Origin of the sequence: Luteimonas salinilitoris, assembly GCF_041300785.1 — a bacterium.
In the GTDB taxonomy this organism is placed as follows: Bacteria; Pseudomonadota; Gammaproteobacteria; order Xanthomonadales; family Xanthomonadaceae; genus Luteimonas; species Luteimonas salinilitoris.
Window position 1 is genome coordinate 735,520 of sequence record NZ_JBFWIB010000001.1, and the last position, 17,587, is coordinate 753,106.

The 17,587-nt window shown below is 69.7% G+C and carries 11 protein-coding genes; 7 read left to right on the top strand and 4 right to left on the bottom strand.

Annotation, left to right across the window (positions count from 1 at the left end; translation table 11 throughout):
• The first annotated feature begins 186 nt into the window (after nucleotides 1-186).
• Both AB5T46_RS03085 and AB5T46_RS03090 read left to right on the top strand, forming a co-directional pair.
• Entirely contained in the window at nucleotides 187-1,389 is a 1,203-nt protein-coding gene (locus AB5T46_RS03085) for a CaiB/BaiF CoA transferase family protein (protein WP_370562357.1), read from the top strand.
• A gap of 140 nt (nucleotides 1,390-1,529) precedes the next feature.
• Nucleotides 1,530-2,534: a transaldolase gene (locus AB5T46_RS03090; RefSeq protein ID WP_370562358.1), complete on the top strand. Its 1,005-nt coding sequence runs from the start codon at nucleotides 1,530-1,532 to the stop codon at nucleotides 2,532-2,534.
• A 138-nt stretch (nucleotides 2,535-2,672) separates the two neighbouring features.
• On the opposite strand, the gene AB5T46_RS03095 is transcribed toward AB5T46_RS03090, so the two are convergent.
• Complete coding sequence (locus AB5T46_RS03095) at nucleotides 2,673-5,390, bottom strand: TonB-dependent receptor (RefSeq protein ID WP_370562359.1); 2,718 nt, start codon at nucleotides 5,388-5,390, stop codon at nucleotides 2,673-2,675.
• A gap of 266 nt (nucleotides 5,391-5,656) precedes the next feature.
• On the opposite strand from AB5T46_RS03095, the gene AB5T46_RS03100 reads away from it, so the two are divergent.
• The 3 genes from AB5T46_RS03100 to AB5T46_RS03110 all read left to right on the top strand — a co-directional run bounded on the left by AB5T46_RS03100 (nucleotide 5,657) and on the right by AB5T46_RS03110 (nucleotide 10,294).
• Nucleotides 5,657-8,302 carry an alpha-amylase family glycosyl hydrolase gene (locus tag AB5T46_RS03100; RefSeq protein WP_370562360.1) on the top strand — a complete coding sequence of 882 codons (2,646 nt, stop codon included), beginning with the start codon at nucleotides 5,657-5,659 and terminating at the stop codon, nucleotides 8,300-8,302.
• A 361-nt stretch (nucleotides 8,303-8,663) separates the two neighbouring features.
• On the top strand, nucleotides 8,664-9,626 hold the full coding sequence (locus AB5T46_RS03105) for an oxygenase MpaB family protein (RefSeq protein WP_370562361.1): 963 nt from the start codon (nucleotides 8,664-8,666) through the stop codon (nucleotides 9,624-9,626).
• Nucleotides 9,623-10,294 carry a class I SAM-dependent methyltransferase gene (locus tag AB5T46_RS03110; protein ID WP_370562362.1) on the top strand — a complete coding sequence of 224 codons (672 nt, stop codon included), beginning with the start codon at nucleotides 9,623-9,625 and terminating at the stop codon, nucleotides 10,292-10,294. The genes AB5T46_RS03105 and AB5T46_RS03110 overlap by 4 nt, the downstream gene beginning before the upstream one ends.
• Here AB5T46_RS03110 and AB5T46_RS03115 read toward each other — a convergent pair.
• Together AB5T46_RS03115 and AB5T46_RS03120 are read right to left on the bottom strand one after the other, a co-directional pair.
• Nucleotides 10,273-10,869: a methyltransferase domain-containing protein gene (locus AB5T46_RS03115; protein WP_370562363.1), complete on the bottom strand. Its 597-nt coding sequence runs from the start codon at nucleotides 10,867-10,869 to the stop codon at nucleotides 10,273-10,275. The two genes, AB5T46_RS03110 and AB5T46_RS03115, sit on opposite strands and share 22 nt — an antisense overlap.
• Before the next feature lie 277 nt (nucleotides 10,870-11,146).
• Complete coding sequence (locus tag AB5T46_RS03120) at nucleotides 11,147-12,763, bottom strand: alpha-glucosidase family protein (RefSeq protein WP_370562364.1); 1,617 nt, start codon at nucleotides 12,761-12,763, stop codon at nucleotides 11,147-11,149.
• A gap of 232 nt (nucleotides 12,764-12,995) precedes the next feature.
• Between AB5T46_RS03120 and AB5T46_RS03125 the strand changes: the two genes are divergently transcribed.
• Both AB5T46_RS03125 and AB5T46_RS03130 read left to right on the top strand, forming a co-directional pair.
• Nucleotides 12,996-14,483 carry an MFS transporter gene (locus tag AB5T46_RS03125; RefSeq protein ID WP_370562365.1) on the top strand — a complete coding sequence of 496 codons (1,488 nt, stop codon included), beginning with the start codon at nucleotides 12,996-12,998 and terminating at the stop codon, nucleotides 14,481-14,483.
• On the top strand, nucleotides 14,480-16,192 hold the full coding sequence (locus AB5T46_RS03130; RefSeq protein ID WP_370562367.1) for an alpha-amylase family glycosyl hydrolase: 1,713 nt from the start codon (nucleotides 14,480-14,482) through the stop codon (nucleotides 16,190-16,192). Before AB5T46_RS03125 ends, AB5T46_RS03130 begins: the two co-directional genes overlap by 4 nt.
• A 347-nt stretch (nucleotides 16,193-16,539) precedes the next feature.
• Here AB5T46_RS03130 and AB5T46_RS03135 read toward each other — a convergent pair whose 3' ends face one another.
• Complete coding sequence (locus tag AB5T46_RS03135) at nucleotides 16,540-17,568, bottom strand: LacI family DNA-binding transcriptional regulator (protein ID WP_370562368.1); 1,029 nt, start codon at nucleotides 17,566-17,568, stop codon at nucleotides 16,540-16,542.
• Between the last annotated feature and the right edge of the window lie 19 nt (nucleotides 17,569-17,587).

A 17,587-nucleotide genomic window follows, 5' to 3' on the forward strand; every position in this document is an offset into this window, starting at 1 on the left:
TTCGATGTTGCCAAGAAATTGTGCTAGCAGAACATATCCGGCGCCGCTGTTTTCCCATGCGGGCATGGGTCAATCTTCTCCTCACTGGATTTCGACGCTCCGGGAGAGCGCCGGCTTTCCCTCTCCCCCGCAAGCGGGGGAGAGGGCGCTGAAAGTGCCATCCACGACACGACACCGGCTTTCTCGATGAACACATCTTCCCCATTCGTGTCTCCCCGTACCGGCCCCGCAGGTCCGCTGAGCGGCGTGCGGGTGTTGGACCTGAGCGCGTACATCGCGGGTCCCTACGGTTGCACGCTGCTGGCCGACCAGGGCGCGGACGTGATCAAGGTCGAGCCGCCCGACGGCGACAACCTGCGCAACTACCCGTCGACGCTGCAGGCCGAGAGCCGCGCGTTCCTGGGCGTGAACCGCAGCAAGCGCGGCGTGGTGCTGAACCTGAAGGCGTCGGACCAGCTGGCGGTGCTGCTGCGGCTGGTGCGCGAGGTCGACGTGCTGGTGCACAACTTCCGGCCCGGCGTCGCGGAACGGCTGGGCATCGATCACGACCGCCTGGGCGTGATCAATCCGCGGCTGATCTATTGTGCAGTCACCGGCTACGGCGAGACCGGACCAATGCGGGACAAGGCCGGCTACGACCAGGTGCTGCAGACCATGACCGGCATCTGCACGCTGCAAGGCCCGCCGTCGGGGCCGCCCGAGCTGGTGTACGGCTCGGTGGTGGACTACTACGCCGCCGCGCTGCTCGCCGCCGGCGTGGCCTCGGCGCTGTACGAACGCGAGCGCAGCGGGGCGGGGCAGTTCGTCGGCGTCTCGCTGCTGCGCAGCGCGCTGACGATGCAATCGGCACGGATGATCTGGGCCGAGGGCGAGGCGCTCGACATCTGGCGCGACATGCGCTCGGGCGGCGTGACCGGCATCCATCCCGCGCGCGAGGGGCACCTCTACATCTCGGCGAACACGCCGCGCTTCTGGCAGGCATTGTGCGAGCGCACCGGGCTGCATGCACTCGCGGCAGATCCGCGCTACGACACCGTGCGCAAGCGCGCGCAGCTGTCGGGCGAGATCGTGCCGAAGCTGCACGCGGCGCTCGCCGCGCGCACCGCGCTGGAGTGGGAAGAGGTGTTCGGCGATGCCGTGCCGTGCGCGGCGGCGCGCCGGGTCGAGGACATGTTCGATCATCCGCAGGTGCTGGCCGAGGAAATCGTGGCACCGATCACGCATCCGCGGCTGGGCAGCTACCGCGGCGTCACGCGGCCGATCAAGTTCGGCCGTACGCCGGGGCCGGCACCGTTTGCGGCGCCGATGCTGGGCGAGCACTCGGACCTGCTTCCGGCGGCGGATGCGGACGAGCCCGCGGCGTCCGCCCGCGGCAAGGCGTGGCGCTAAGGCGTATCGACATTCGCCTCCCATGGCCCTGGCACCGATGCCCCTCCTACAGAGATGGGCTGCGGGGTGAATGTCGACCGGCGCTAGGGCCTGTCATCGGCAGGCTCTAAACTGTGCGCCGGCATGTACAGGAGCGAACGATGACGACGACATCCACGGCGCGGGACACGCAGGCACCGGCAACGGGCGAATCGCGGCTGGTGCAGCTGCGCCGGCACAGCGTGATCGTCGCCGATACCGGCGACTACGAGGCCGTGCGCCGCTTGCGTCCGGTCGACTGCACCACCAATCCCAGCCTGGTGCTCAAGGCGTTGGAGCTGCCGGTGTACGCCGAACTGGTCGAAGGCGAACTGCGGCGCGCGGCGTCGCAGGACGGGGACGCCGGGCAGCGCACGGCGGCGGCGGTGGACCGGCTGACGGTCGGCGTCGGCGCAGCGCTGGCCGGATTGGTGCCCGGCCGCGTCTCCACCGAGGTCGATGCCGACCTGGCGCACGACACCGCCGCCACCGTGGCCAAGGCGCGCAGGTTCGTCGCGCTGTATCGCGAGCACGGGCTCGGGCCGGAGCGCATCCTGATCAAGGTCGCGGCGACCTGGGCCGGCGTCGAGGCCGCGCGGATCCTGCAGGGCGAGGGCGTCGACTGCAATCTCACCCTCATCTTCAACCGCACCCAGGCGCTGGCCTGCGCCGAGGCCGGCGCGTTCCTGATCTCGCCGTTCGTGGGCCGCATCCTCGACTGGTACGTGGCGCACGAGGGGCGCGCGTTCGCGATCGACGAGGATCCGGGCGTGATCTTCGTGCGCGACGTCTACCGCGACTTCAAGCGTCGCGGCCTGGAGACGGTGGTGATGGGCGCGTCGTTCCGCTCCACCGCGCAGATCGAGGCGCTGGCCGGCTGCGACCGGCTGACGATCTCGCCGGCACTGCTGGAGGAACTGGACGCGGCCGATGGCGAGGTGCCGCGGCGGCTTTCACCCGGGCCCGTCGAGGCGGCCGCCACACCTGCGATCGACCGCGCCGCCTTCGATGCCGCGCTGGCACAAGACCGGATGGCGCGCGAGAAACTGGACGAGGGCGTGGCGACCTTCGCCGCCGACCTGCGCACGCTGCGCGAACGCATTGCCGGCAGGCTGGCGGCCGGCTAGCCAAGAGCGCGCCGGCGCAACCGCTCTTGTGGGAGCGACGGCAGTCGCGACTTCCGTCGCTCCCACACGTAGGACCTACTCCTTGTTCGTTTTCGCTGCTTTATCCGTGTCGAATGGCTTTCGAGCGATGCGTTCCAGTCAGAACTTGTAGTTCAGGCCCAGAAGCACCTGGCGGCCGTACTCGTTGTACGTCTGCGCCAGCCCGTTGTCGAAGTAGAACTCGCGGTACTCCTCGTTGGTGACGTTGTTCACCTGCAGCAGCACCGACAGCCCTTCCAGGCGGGTGCCGTCGGCGAAGGCGTAGCCGACCTGGAAGTCGACGATGTCCTCGGCGCCGATGTAGCGGGTTCCCAGGTCGCCGCCGAAGCCGACCACGTCGCCGATGAACGGCGAACGGCTGCGCCGGCTCACTCGGGTGGAGAAGCCCTGGCGCTCGTAGTAGAGGGTGACGTTGGAGACGTGCTCGGACAGGCCGGGGACCGACCGATCCGGGCCATCGGGACCTTCCGGCAGGATCGAGCTCTTGGTCTTGGAGTAGCTGGCGATCACGCCGAAGCCGTCCAGCGGCTGCCACAGCATGTCGAGCGGGACCGAGACCGCGGCCTCGAAACCGTACAGCTCGCCGCCCTGGCCGTTCTCGGGCGTGGTGAACTCGCCGAGATCGGAGACCGGATCGAACCCGCGCGGATCGAACTCGCTGAAATCGTAATCGTTGACGGTACGCTTGTAGATGTAGCTGTGCAGGTCCTTGTGGAACGCCGCCAGAGAGAAGTAGCCGCGGCCGCCGAAGTACTTCTCGTAGGAGACGTCCAGGGCAGTCGCGCGCCAGGGCTCGAGCTCGGGATTACCGCCGTCGCCGGTCCACTGGCCATTGGGATCGCGGTCGGTGCGGATGCTGATGTTGCGGTTGGCGCGCAGGTCGTCCATGCGCGGCCGTGCCATCTGCCGGCCGAGGGCGAAGCGCAGCATCTGGTCGGACGGGAAGCCGAACGACAGGTTCAGGCTGGGCAGCACGTCGTTGTACTGCGCGCCGCCGCTCATCGGGATCGGCGCGTCGGCGTCGCCGAACGGCACCACGAAGCCGGTCGAGCTCTGGTCGGTATGCACCAGCTGCACGCCGATGTTGCCGCGCAGCGCCACCTCGCCGACGTCGGTGTTGAGGTTCCACTGCGCGTAGGCGGTGGAGAGTTTCTCCTCCACGGTCCAGTTCTTGTTGCGGATGTCCGAATGGCTGTGCTCGTCGATCACGTACAGCGGCAGCACCGCGCCGGTGTCGTAGCCGATGCTGCCGCGAATGCCGGTGAAGCCGAGGTCGACCGGCGCGGTCAGCGCGTCCGCCGGGATCGGCACCTCGCCGTCGGGCAGGCGCAGGAACGCCTCCAGTCCGCTGCGGCGGGTCTTCTCGCGGTCGGCGTGGTTCACGCCGAACTCCACGCTGCTGAAGATCCCCGCGTCGAACCGGCGTTCGGCGCCCAGGCGCAGCGAGGCCAGCCGGTCCTCGACCTCGGGGAACTTGATGAAGCCTTCCTGGCCCCAGCCGCCCGGGTCCGTGAGCACAAGATTCGAAGGGTCGGTGTAATCCTCGCGATAGGTGAAGGTCGGCAACCCGGAAGAGCGGTCGATGACAAAATCGACGGTGTCGGTGCGGGTGTTGCTGGCGCTGCCGAGCCCGGAATAGGTCTCCAGCAGCATCTCCTTGCGCTCGGCCTTGGAGTAGCTGAGGTCGGCCACGCCGGACCAGCGCTCGCCGAACTCGAAGGCATTGTTCCAGCCCACCGCCAGGAGTTCGTCCTCCTGGGTGTTGCGGTCGTTGCGCAGCACAGGGCGCACGCCGCTGAAGGTGCCGCTGACCACCTGGCCGTCCTCGACCACTGCGTTGCTCAGCGTGGTGCCGGCGCCCCAGGCCAGGCCGGTTTCCATGAAGCGCAGGGTCTCGGACTTGTCGAAGGTGGAATAGTAGGCATCGAGGATCGAAGTCCAGTTATCGCTGGCCTTGAACTCCACCACAGCCATCAGGCCGTCGCGGACGTTCTCGACCGAGGAGGCCTGCGACTTGCTGCCGCCGAGCAGGAAATTCCCGGGGCTGCCGGCATTGTCGGTCGGATAGCCCCAGGACTCCCAGCGGTTGGCCTGCCCGGGCGAGTCCATGCGCGCGTAGCCCACCGCCACGCCGAGGCGCCCGTCCATGAACTGGTCGATGTAGGAGCCGCTGATCCGGTAGCCGCGGTCGTCGTAGCCGGGATTCAGTTCGCCCAGCGAGTTCTCCTCGGCGCGGGCGTTGAAGGTGATCACGCGCTCGCCGAACGACAGCGGCCGTACCGTCTGCAGGTCGACCGTGCCCGACAGGCCCTGGCCGACCAGCGAGGCGTCCGGGGTCTTGTAGACGACCACGGCGTTGATCAGTTCCGACGGATATTGGTCGAACTCGACGCCGCGGTTGTGGCCCAGGCTGACCTGCTCGCGACCGTTGAGCAGGGTGGTGCCGAAGTTCTCGGCCAGGCCGCGGATGCTGATCGTCGACGAGCGGCCTGCGACGCGCTGCGCCGCCAGGCCCGGCAGGCGCGCGATCGACTCGGCGATGCTGATGTCGGGCAGCTTGCCGATGTCCTCGGCGGAGATCGACTCGACGATCGAGGTCGAGCTCTGCTTGGTCTCGATCGCGTTCTCGATACCGCGGCGGATGCCGGTTACGGTGACGCGGTCCAGATCCACGGCTTCCGCGTCATCGGCGCGGGTGCCTTGCGCGGCGGGTGCCGGGGTGTCGTCTTCGCCGGCGGTTTGCGCGTTCACGTTGGCGGCGAACATCAGCATCGCCGACGACAGTGCAACGCTCAGCAGGTTGCGTTCGAGCTTCATCTCCCCTCCCTAAGGGTGGTGCGGATCGCGGTTCGTGGTGTCGTCCCTTCCGTGGCGTCCTTGCGGATCTGTCCGGCGGAAAGGCGGGTATTTCGGTGTCGCGGCCATGGTAGACCCCGCTTTCACCGCGCACGCTTCCCTGCATACGTATTCATCGCCTCCGCGGGAATGGGTGATGCAGGATCGGCAACCTCTACCGTGTACGGCGACCGCCGCCGCGGTAACCGGTGTCGTTGCCGATGCCGGCCCGGACCCTAGGAGCGCCCGTGCGAGGTTTTTCCGCCGCCAACCATGGTTCCCGCGCCGCATGCCGCAAGGGGCGCACGCGCGTCCGCCGCTGCGCGCTGGCCGCCCTCGGGCTGGTGCTGGCCGCTTCCGCCGCGGCCGACGAGCCTGCAGGGCTGCACGTGCCGTCGCCCGACTGGCGCGACCAGGTGATCTACTTCGTGATGATCGACCGCTTCGACGACGGCGATTCCGGCAACAACGACCAGGGCGCCGGTGAATACGATCCCGCGGACAGCGCCCGCTACAGCGGCGGCGACCTGCGCGGTGTCGCGCGGCGGCTCGACTACATCCGCGACCTCGGCGCCACCGCGGTCTGGATCACGCCACCGGTCGCGCACCAGTGGTGGAACGAAGCCACGCGCTACGGCGGTTATCACGGGTACTGGGCCGAGGATTTCAAGGCGGTCGATCCGCATTTCGGCACCCTGGAGGAGTACCGCGCGTTGTCGCGCGCGCTGCACGGCGCCGGCATGTACCTGGTGCAGGACGTCGTGGTCAACCACACCGCCAACTTCTTCGCCTACCGCGAGGGCTGGGACGAGGGCGATCCGACCCGGCACTTCGAACCGATCCCCGATGCGCGCGGCCGCACCGCGCCCACGCAGCCGCCGTTCGACCGCAACGATCCGCGCGATCCGGCGCAGCGCGCCAAGGCGATCTACCACTGGACGCCGGACATCGCCGACTTCGGTGATCGCCGCCAGGAGCTGGAATTCGCTCTGGCCGGACTGGACGATCTGAATACGGAGAATCCGCGGGTGCGCACGGCGCTGCGCGACAGCTATGGGTATTGGATCCGCGAGGTCGGCGTCGATGCCTTCCGCGTCGATACCGCATTCCACGTGCCGGCGGATTTCTTTCCCGATTTCCTGCATGCCGACGAGGCCGGGGCACCCGGCGTGATGCGCGTGGCGCGCGCGACCGGGCGCGAGGATTTCCTGTCGTTCGGCGAAGGCTTCGGCGCCGACAAGCCGTTCGACGACACCCGGGCGCGCAAGCTCGACGCCTACATGCGCGTGCCCGGCGGGCTGCCGTCGATGATCGACTTCCCGCTCTACGGCACGCTCGGCGACGTGTTCGCCCGCGGCCGGCCCACGTCGGAGCTGCGCCATCGCATCGAATCGATGATGGCGCTGCACGACGATCCCTGGCGGATGCCCAGCTTCATCGACAACCACGACGTCGACCGCTTCCTTGCCGGCGCCGGCGAGCCCGCGTTGCGGCAGGCGCTGCTGGCGATGCTGACCCTGCCCGGCATTCCGGTGATCTACTACGGCACCGAACAGGGCTTCACCGGACAGCGTGCGGCGATGTTCGCCGGCGGCTACGGCAGCGGCGGCCGCGACCGGTTCGATCGCGAGGCGCCGCTGTACCGCTACCTGCAGCGCGCGATCGCGCTGCGCCGCGAACATCCGCTGTTCTCGCGCGGCACGCCGACGGTGCTGGCCGACAACGCCGCAAGCGCCGGTGCGGTGGCCTGGCGCACCGATCACGCCGGCGAAAGCGCGCTGGTGATGTTCAACACCGCCGATGCACCGATGCTGCTCGATGCACTGGACACCGGGTTGCCCGCCGGTACCGTGCTGCGCGGGCTGTTCGCGCTCGACGGCACCCCGGACGACGCGGTGGTCGGCCGCGACGGCCGTCTCACTTGGGTGCTGCCGCCGCGCAGCGGGCAGGTGTGGCGGGTGACCGGCGAGACCGCGGCCGTACCGGAACCGGCCGCGGCGCCCGTCGTGGAGTCGTTGCCGCCGGGGGCGGTGCGCGAGGACTTCACCATGCAGGGCACGGCGCCGGGCGCGAACCAGGTGCAGCTGGTGATCGACGGCGATCTCGCACGCGCGGCTACGGTGCCGGTCGCCGCCGACGGCCGCTGGCGCGCGACCGTGGCCACCGGCGGCATGACCGATCCCGCGGTCGCGCATCGCCTGCTCGCGCGCGACCCCGCCAGCGGCGCGGTGTCGGCCGCGCAGACCTTCCGCGTCGATCTCGACTGGCAAGAGCTGGCCGACCTGGCCGATCCGCGCGGGGACGACGCCGGCCCCGATGGCCGCTACGTGTATCCGTCCGATCCGGGTTGGCACGAGCTGCGGCCGGCGGACATCGAGCGCGTGCGCGTCTGGGGCGCCGGCGGCGCGCTGCGGGTCGCGCTGACGATGCGCGGCCTCGGCGATGCCTGGAATCCCGCCAACGGCTTCGACCATGTCGCCTTCACCCTGTTCCTGCAGCTGCGCGGCCACGACGGCGGCGCCGCGGCGATGCCGCAGCAGCACGCGCGGCTGCCCGACGGCATGCGCTGGCATCGGCGGCTGCGCGCGCACGGCTGGTCGAACGCGCTGTTCTCCGGGGAAGGCGCCGATGAGGCGGAGGAGGGCACGCCGGTCACGCCGGGCGCCGACATCGCCGTCGACCGCGATGCCCGCACCGTCACCTTCACCCTGCCGGCCGGCGTGCTCGGCGATCCGGCCTCCCTGTCCGGGGCGAAGCTCTACATTGCCACCTGGGACTACGACGGCGGCTATCGCCCGCTCGCGCCTGAGGCACAGCCCGCCGGCTTCGGCGGCGGCGACGTCGGCGATCCGCGGATCATGGACGATACCCCGGTGATCACCCTCCCCCCGTAGGAGCGCGCCATGCGCGCGATGCCCGCGCCGCCCGATCATGCAGCCGCACTTCGGTCACGGCGCCGTTTCCGAAGACATGCTCCGCCCTCGAGCCACGCCGGCATCGCGCGCATGGCGCGCTCCTACGGATAGCGGCTCGAGTCGGCCAGCCCTTCGTAGGAGCGGGCCATGCCCGCGATGCCGCGGGTGTCGGACGCGGGTGCGCCGATTGGGTCGAGGCTGCAAGGGCGCCGGCATCGCGCGCATGGCGCGCTCCTACGGTGTCCTGCGCGACCGCACGGAATGACGCAGGCGGCGGGCGCATCTTCCGTAGGGACGATCCGTCAGGCCCGGTTGCGGGCGATACGGCTAGCATGACGGCATGGACGCCCGGTTCCGCGCGCTCGTCGCCCCCGCCACCGCCCGCATCCGTCACTGGGTGCTGAGCGCGTTCCCGCGCGGGCAGAGCGGCATCGACTACGACCACCCCGCCGGCGATCCCGGCCTGTTCGGTCCGGACAGCGTCACCTGGCGCATCCATGCCGATTTCCCCGGCATGCTCTCCGGCGGCCTGTGCGCGTTGATGCTGCAGACGCTGCATCCGCGTGCGCTGGCCGGCGTCTGGGATCATTCCAATTTCCGCGAGGATCTGGTCGGGCGCCTGCGCCGCACCACCGCCTTCGTCGCCGGCACCACCTACGCCGGCCGCGCCGAGGCCGAGCGCCTGGTCGCGCGCGTGGCCACGATCCATGCGCGCGTGCACGGCGTGCTGCCGGACGGGCGCCGCTATGCCGCCGCCGATCCCGACCTGCTCACCTGGGTGCACGTGACCGAGAGCTACGGCTTCCTGCAGGGCTACCGTCGCTATTGCCCGGACGCGCTGCCCGCGGGCGCCGCCGACCGCTACTACGCCGAGGTACGACGCATCGCCGAGGCGCTGGGCGCGCGCGCGGTGCCAGCGTCCGAGGCCGCGGTGCGCGACTATTTCGCACAGGTGCGCGGCGAACTCGCCTGCGACGAACGTTCGCGCGAGGTGCTCGCCGTGCTCTCGCGGATCCGCCTGCCGGTGCCGGCGGCGGGGCTGTCGCGGGCGTTGTTCCTGGGCGCCGGCGCCGCCCTGTTGCCGGCGTGGGCGCCCGCGATGCTCGGGCGCGGTGCGCTGCGGCGCGTGCGCGACGCGGCGGCGGCACGCACCCTGCGGGGCCTCGGGCCGCTGTTCCGTGCCGCGCTCGATGACGGCGTGGCGCAGCGTGCCTGCCGGCGCGTGGGCGTGGATCCCGCGCACCTGCATCGCTGGCCGGGGCGATCGGCGGCGTCCGCGGTCCAGGCAAGCGTCCGTCGATGACGGCCTGTCCGCTCTGCGGCGCCGCGCCGTGCGCGCCAGAAGCGCCGGTGCAGGGGCGGCGCTACGCGCTCTGCGGCGACTGCGGACTGACCTTCATGCTGCCCGGCGACCGGTCGTCGGCGGAAACAGAGCGCACGCTCTACGACCTGCACCGCAACGATCCGGACGACCCTGGCTATCGCGCCTTCCTCGATCGCCTCGCACAGCCGTTGGCGGCACGGCTGCGGCCCGGCATGCGCGGGCTGGACTACGGCGTCGGCCCGGGCCCTGCGTTGCCGACGATGCTGGCCGCACGCGGCTTTCCCACGGCCGCGTACGACCCGCTGTACGCCGCGGACCCTGTACTGCTGCGGCGCCGCTACGACTTCATCGCCTGCAGCGAAACGGCCGAACACTTCCACGATCCCGCGGCCGAGTTCGCGCGTCTCGATGATCTGTTGCGGCCGGGCGGCTGGCTCGGCCTCATGACGCAATGGCGATTGCCGGAGCGGCCCTTCGCCGCCTGGGGCTACGCCCGCGATCCGACCCACGTCTGCTTCTACCAGCAATGCACGCTGCAGTGGATCGCGCGGCGCCACCGCTGGCAGCTGGAATGTCCGGCGCCGCACATCGCGTTGTTCCACAAGTCGGCCGCGCAGGGCATGGATCATGGATCCCGGCTGAAATAGGCGTACTGCCCGGGTGCGCCGAACTCGTCGTCCGGTTCGCCGATGCCGCCGACGCGCACCGCGTAGCCGTTGCGCCGCGCCACGCCGACCGCCCAGGCGCGGAAGCGCGAGCGGTCCCACTCGAAGCGATGGTCGGGATCGCGCAGGCGGCCCTCGGGCAGTCCCAGCAGCGGGTTGTATTCGCGGTTGGGCGTGGTGACGATCGCGACGTACGGCCGGTAGCAGGCGAACAGCGTGCGCTCGGCGGCCGAGAGCACGCCCGGGTCGAAATGCTCGATGGTTTCCACCATCGTCGCGGCCTCGTGGAAGGGCAGCCCGTCCAGCGGCCGCGTGCAGTTGGCGTGCATCAGCTGCAGCCGCGACTGTCCGGCGCGCGGTTGCAGTTCGTGCCTCGCCACCGCCAGCGCATCGGCGCTGACGTCGATGCCCGTCACCCGTGCGAACTGCGGATGCCGCAGCAGGCTGGCCAGCAGGCGGCCGGCGCCGCAGCCGAGGTCGAGCACGCTGCCGGCGCCGGACTGCAGCAGCAGGCCGGTCACCAGGTCGAGGCGTTCGTCGTGCAGGGTCGCTTTCATCGCCGGCGATCCGGAGGGAGAGATCCGGGTCAGCGCGATGATAGCCGCGTCGCGCCGCCTGCGCGGGAAGACCAGCGGCCGGTGCACCCGTTTTCGCCAGGCGCTTTCGGCGTGCTCGGCGCCCTCGAACCGGAGGCTGATCCAGCTTGAGCAGGAGGAGGGCGCGGGGTGGCGTGGCTTACGTGTCATGTCAGATGGCCTCCCAGGGATCGACGGTAACGGCGGCTCACGGACTGTGCAGAAAAGCTCAATCCGAGTGAGCGCCAATGTGACGCCGTCAATCCGTCCGGCCGTAGAACACGCCGCTCCCGGGCAGCTGCAGGACGCCGTCGTCGATCCCGCCGCCGAGCAGCCCGTGATCGTCGACCGGCCGCGCCGCGATGCCTTGCGGCAGTCGCCAGGCGACCGCGTCGGCCGAGAGATTGAACGCCACCAGCAGCGATTCGCCGTCATGGCCGCGGGTGAAGGCCAGGACCGGTTCCGGCGCATCGAGAAAGCGGATGTCGCCCTCGACCAGCGCCGGGTGCGCCTTGCGCCAGCGCAGGAAACGCCGCACCGCGACGAGCACCGAATCCGGGTCGGCTTCCTGCCTGGAGACACTGCGGGCGCGGTGCGCGTCCGAGATCGGCAGCCATGGCTGGCCGTCGCTGAAGCCGGTGCCGTCGTCGCCGTTCCACGGCATCGGCGTGCGGCAGCCGTCGCGGCCCTTGAACGTCGGCCAGAAGGCGATGCCGTAGGGGTCGCGCAACGCCTCGAACGGCACCTCCGCCTCCGGCAGGCCGAGCTCCTCGCCCTGGTACAGGCAGACCGAGCCGCGCAGCGAGCAGACCAGCGCCACCATCTGCCGGGCGAAATCGTCGCTGGCGCGCTGCCCGCCCCAGCGCGTCACCGCGCGCCGCACGTCGTGGTTGGAGATCGCCCAGCACGGCCAGCCCTCGGTCATCGCCGCCTCCAGCCGCTCCACCGTGCCGCGGATGTAGGCGGCGCTGAAGTCGTCGGTCAGCAGCTCGAAGCTGTAGCCCATGTGCAGGCGCCGGCCGCTGGTGTATTCGGCGGTGGTCGCCAGCGAATCCTCGGAGGAGATCTCGCCGAGCGCCGCCGCATCGGCGTAGCGGTCCATCAGCGCCCGCAGCTGCTCCAGGAAGCCGATGTTCTCCGGCTGGGTGTTGTTGTGGTGGTGGTACTGGAATGCGTACGGGTTGTCCGGGCTGAAGCCGCGCCCGGTGCGCAGTTCCGGCGGCTTGGGCGGGTTGTCGCGCAGCAGCTTGTCGTGGAAGCAGAAATTGATCGCGTCCAGGCGCAGTCCGTCGACGCCCTTGTCCAGCCAGAAACGCACGTTGTCGAGCGTCGCCTCGCGCACCTCGGGGTTGTGGAAGTTCAGGTCCGGCTGCGAGGACAGGAAGTTGTGCAGGTAGTACTGGCCGCGGCGCGGCTCCCACTTCCAGGCCACGCCGCCGAAGATCGACAGCCAGTTGTTGGGCGGGGTGCCGTCGGGGCGCGCATCGGCCCAGACGTACCAGTCGGCCCTGGGATTGTCGCGGGACTGCCGGCTCTCGACGAACCAGGCGTGCTCGGCCGAGGTGTGGCTGAGTACCTGGTCGATCATCACCCGCAGGCCGAGCCCGTGCGCCTTGCGCAGCAGGTCCTCGAAGTCGTGCAGGGTGCCGAACAGCGGGTCGACGTCGCGGTAGTCGGCGATGTCGTAACCGAAGTCGTGCATCGGCGAACGGAAGAACGGCGCGATCCAGATCGCGTCCACGCCCAGGCTGGCGACGTAGTCCAGGCGCTCGACGATGCCCGGCAGGTCGCCGACGCCATCGCCATCGGTATCCATGAAGCTGCGCGGGTAGATCTGGTAGATCACCGCGCCGCGCCACCAGGGGCTGCTCGTCATCCGCATCCTCGGAATCGGTCGCGCCAAGGATGCGGCGCGCTTTCGGGGCGCCACTATTCCACGATGCGCCATCCCATGGCGACGACCGCGTTCGCGCTGATGCGATGAATACGTATGCAACCGCCATGCTGCACCTGCACCCGAAACTACCATGGCCCCGGCCCGCGACAGCGGGTGTCGACGTGCCCGGACGACGGGTGCAGGATCAACGCAACGGGAGCCGGACCGGCACATGGGCGCAAAACCGCAACTGACGTTCTGGCAGATCTGGAACATGTGCTTCGGTTTCCTCGGCATCCAGTTCGGCTTCGCGCTGCAGAACGCCAACGTCAGCAGGATTTTCCAGACGCTGGGCGCCGACATGGACCAGGTGCCGGGCCTGTGGATCGCCGCGCCGCTGACCGGGCTGCTGGTGCAGCCGGTAATCGGCTACTTCTCCGACCGCACCTGGACGCGGCTGGGGCGACGCCGGCCGTACTTTCTGTGGGGCGCGATCTTCTCCACCGCCGCGCTGCTGGTGATGCCGAACTCGCCGGCGCTATGGATCGCCGCCGGCACCCTGTGGATCCTCGACGCCTCGCTCAACGTGTCGATGGAGCCGTTCCGCGCCTTCGTCGGCGACCAGCTGGCCCCGCGACAGCGGCCGGCCGGCTACGCGATGCAGAGCTTCTTCATTGGTATCGGTTCGGTGGTCGCCAGCCTGCTGCCCTGGCTGCTGGCCAAGGTCGGAGTCGGCAATACCGCCGGGCCGGGCGAGATCCCGGATACCGTCCGCTACGCCTTCTATTTCGGCGGTGCGGTACTGTTCGGCGCGATCGCGTGGACGATCCTGCGTACCCGCGAGTACCCGCCGGACACCCTGCACGCCTTCGACGATGCGCAGCCGCCGGAACTGCCCGGCGACCGCGCGCGGGCGGCTCTGGAGCCGGGCAGCGGCCTGCCCTGGCTGCTGCTGGGCATCCTCGGCATGGCCGCGGTGTATGCGTTCGGCTGGGATCGCATGCTGTACGTGCTGGCAGGCATTCCGCTGGCGTATGGCGTGCTGCTGTTGGTGGCGCGGCGACTGGCGCCGCAGCGGATGCTGGCGACGATCGCCGCCGACCTGCACAACATGCCGCAGGCGATGCGGCAACTGGCCGTGGTGCAGTTCTTTTCCTGGTTCGGGTTGTTCGCGATGTGGATCTACGCCACCGCCGCGGTGACCCAGGTGCATTTCGGCACCACCGATCCACAGTCGGCGGCCTACAACGAGGGCGCCAACTGGGTGGGCGTGCTGTTCGCCGCCTACAACGGCTTCGCGGCGCTGGCGGCAATCGTGATCCCGTGGATGGTGCGCGCGATCGGCCTGCGCGGCAGTCACCTGGTCAACGTCACCCTGGGCGGGCTCGGGCTGATGTCGATGGCGCTGGTCCGCGATCCGCAGTGGCTGCTGCTGTCGATGGTCGGGGTGGGCTTCGCCTGGGCCTCGATCCTCTCGTTGCCGTACGCGCTGCTGTCCGACAGCGTGTCGTCGAAGAAGATGGGCATCTACATGGGCATCTTCAATTTCTTCATCGTCATTCCGCAGCTGGTCGCGGTGAGCACGCTGGGCTTCCTGCTGCGGCACCTGCTGGATGGCGCGCCGATCCGGATTGTGGTGCTGGGCGGCGCCAGCCTGATCGTGGCCGGCTTGTGCGTGCTGCGGGTACGCGACCCGCAGCCGCTGGAGCAGCCGGCATGAGGCGTGCTTGGCTTGGCTGCGTGATCGCGCTGGCGCTGGCGGCCTGCACGCCGGACGGTCCGGTGCCGCCGGAAACATCGCCCGCGCCGGCTAGCGCGAAATCGCCGGCGCCCGGCTTCTACGGCACCACCGAGCCGTTCGCGGAAAATGCGGTGTACTTCGTGGTCACCGACCGCTTCGTCAACGGCGATCCGTCCAACGACCAGCGCGACCAGGGCCGGCCGCATCCGAGCTTCGATATTCCTGTCGAATGCCCGGACGGGATCGACGGCAACATCGGCTACCTCGGCGGCGACTTCAAGGGCATCCTCGACAACGCCGGCTACATCCGCGGCATGGGCTTCACCGCGGTGTGGATCACGCCGATCGTCGACAACCCCGACCAGGCCTTCACCGGCGGCGACGCGATCAGCTGCGGCAGTTCGCTGACCGACCGCGGCAAGGCCGCGTACCACGGCTACTGGGGCATGAACTTCTATCGGCTCGACGAGCACCTGCCGAGCGCGGGCCTGGATTTCGCCGCGTTCACCGCGGGCATGAAGGCGCAGGGGCTGAAGACCGTGCTCGACATCGTCGCCAATCATTCCTCGCCTGCGTACACCATGCCCGAGCGGCAGCCCGGCTTCGGGCAGGTGTTCGATGCCGACGGCGCGCTCGTCGCCGACCACCAGAACCTGCCGCCGGCCGAACTCGATCCGGCGAACGAGCCGTTGCACCGGTTCTATTCGACCAAACCCGACCTTGCCCAGCTCGGCGACTTCGACCCGGCCAGCCCCGAGGCCATGGACTACCTGGTCGGCGCCTACCTGCAGTGGATCGGGCAGGGCGCGGACGCGTTCCGCATCGACACCATCCGCCACATGCCGCACCCGTTCTGGAAGGAGTTCAGCGACCGCATCCGCGCCGAGCATCCGGGGTTCTTCATGTTCGCCGAGGCCTTCGACTACGACGCGGCCAAGATCGCCGCGCACACGCTGCCGGAGAACGGCGGCGTCAGCGTGCTCGACTTCCCGATGAAGGAGGCGATGCAGAAGGTCTTCGCCGAAGGCGCCGATTTCTCGCTGCTGGCCGACGCGCTGCACCTGCAGGGCGACCCCTATGCCAACCCCTACGAACTGGCGACCTTCTACGACAACCACGACATGGCGCGCATGGACGCCGGCGACGCCGGCTTCATCGACGCCCACAACTGGCTGTTCACCGCGCGCGGCATCCCGGTGGTCTACTACGGCTCCGAGACCGGCTTCATGCGCGGCCGCGGCGAGCACGCCGGCAACCGCAACTACTTCGGCCAGGCGCGCGTGGACGCCGCCGCCGGGCATCCGATCCAGGCCGCGCTGACCCGCATCGCCAACCTGCGGCGGCAGTCGCCGGCGCTGCAGAAGGGCCTGCAGCTGGACCTGCGCTTGCAAGGCGACGAGGCGGCGTTCTACCGCGTCTACGACGATGGCGACAACGCCCAGATCGCGCTGGTGCTGCTGAACAAGGGCGACGCGGCACGCACGATGGAAGTCACCGAGTTCCTGGAGCCCGGGGACTGGCGCGACGGTTTCGACGGGACGGTGCAGACCGTGGAGGGCGTCCTCGCCGCCGAGGTGCCGGCACACGGCGTGCGCCTCTTCCTGCACGACGCGCCGCCCCGGCGCGACGACCTGCGCGCGCGCCTGCGCTCGCTGATGGACCACCAGCCCTCCTCCATGCTTCCGTAGGAGCGCGCCATGCGCGCGATGCCGCGCCAGGCAGCCTTCTCCGCTGCGGTGAGATCAGACCCGTCGCCACGGGCGGTGTAAATGAACAGCCGGGCCCTTCGCGATGGGCTAACCACCATCCAGGCTTGAAGCGTCGGCGATTCATTGGCGAAACCCGTGGCGACGGCCCAATCCTCACCGCGGCGGACAGTGCTGCCTGGCACGGTATCGCGGGCGCGGCCCGCTCCTACGCCGGACCGTAAAGGACCTGTTCGCAGGAGCCTGCCATGCGTGCGATTCCGATGCGGTCCGCGCGCCGGTGTCGCCGTCAATGTGGTAGCCACGCAGGCGCGCGGCCGATGCCGACCTCAGTTCCCGGTCGAGCCGCGCAGCACCAGCTTCGCCGGAATCGTGCGGCTCTCCACCGCTTCTCCCACGATCAGCCCGAGCAGGCTGTCGACCAGGAGGGCACCGGCCTGGCGGGTGTCCTGCTGTACCGTCGACAGCCCCGGGGTGACGAAGCTCGCCAGAGGGATGTCGTCGAAGCCGGCCACGGCCACGTCCCCGGGCACGTGCAGTCCGCTTTCGTGCAGCGCCTTCATCGCGCCGATGGCGATCAGGTCGCTGCCGGCGAACACGGCGTCCAGGTCGGGGACCCGCTGGAGCAGTTCGACGGTTGCGGCATGTCCGGACTGCTCGGTGGAGATCGCGTCGATCAGCCACTCCGGACGCGCCTCGATCCCGGCCTCGTCCATCGCCCGCACGCTGCCGCGGTAGCGCTCGCGGAATTCCGGGTAGCGCTCGGAGGCGTCGCCGACGAAGGCGATCCGGCGCCGTCCCTGCGCGATCAAATGCGCGGTCATGTCCAGGCCGCCGCGGAAGTTGTCGCAGCCGATCGACACGCCCGGCTGCCCGGGCAGCGCGGCGCCCCAGCGCACGAAGTGGGTGCCCTGTCCGACCAGCTGCTCGAGGCGCCTGCGCGAAACCAGGTAGTCGCCGTAGCCGAGCAGGATCAGTCCGTCGGCCTTGTTGCTGTCCTCGTAGTCGGCATGCCAGTCGTCCGACAGCTGCTGGAAGGAGACCAGCAGGTCGTAGCCGCGCAATGCGCAGGCGCGGGTGATCGAGCCCAGCATCGAGTGGAAGAACGGGTTGATCAGCGAATCGTCTGGGGTTGGATCCTCGAAGAACAGCAGCGCCAGCGTGCCCGACTGCTGGCAGCGCAGGTTGGACGCGTTCTTGTCGACCTTGTAGTTCAGCTCGCGCGCGATCGCCAGGATCCGGCGCCGGGTCTCGGGATTGACCATGGGGCTGCCGCGCAGGGCACGCGAGACGGTCGGCTGCGACACCCCGGCCAGGTGGGCGATGTCCAGCGAAGTGGCTTTGCCCTTGATGGTCACATCCGTTCCGGGTGAATCC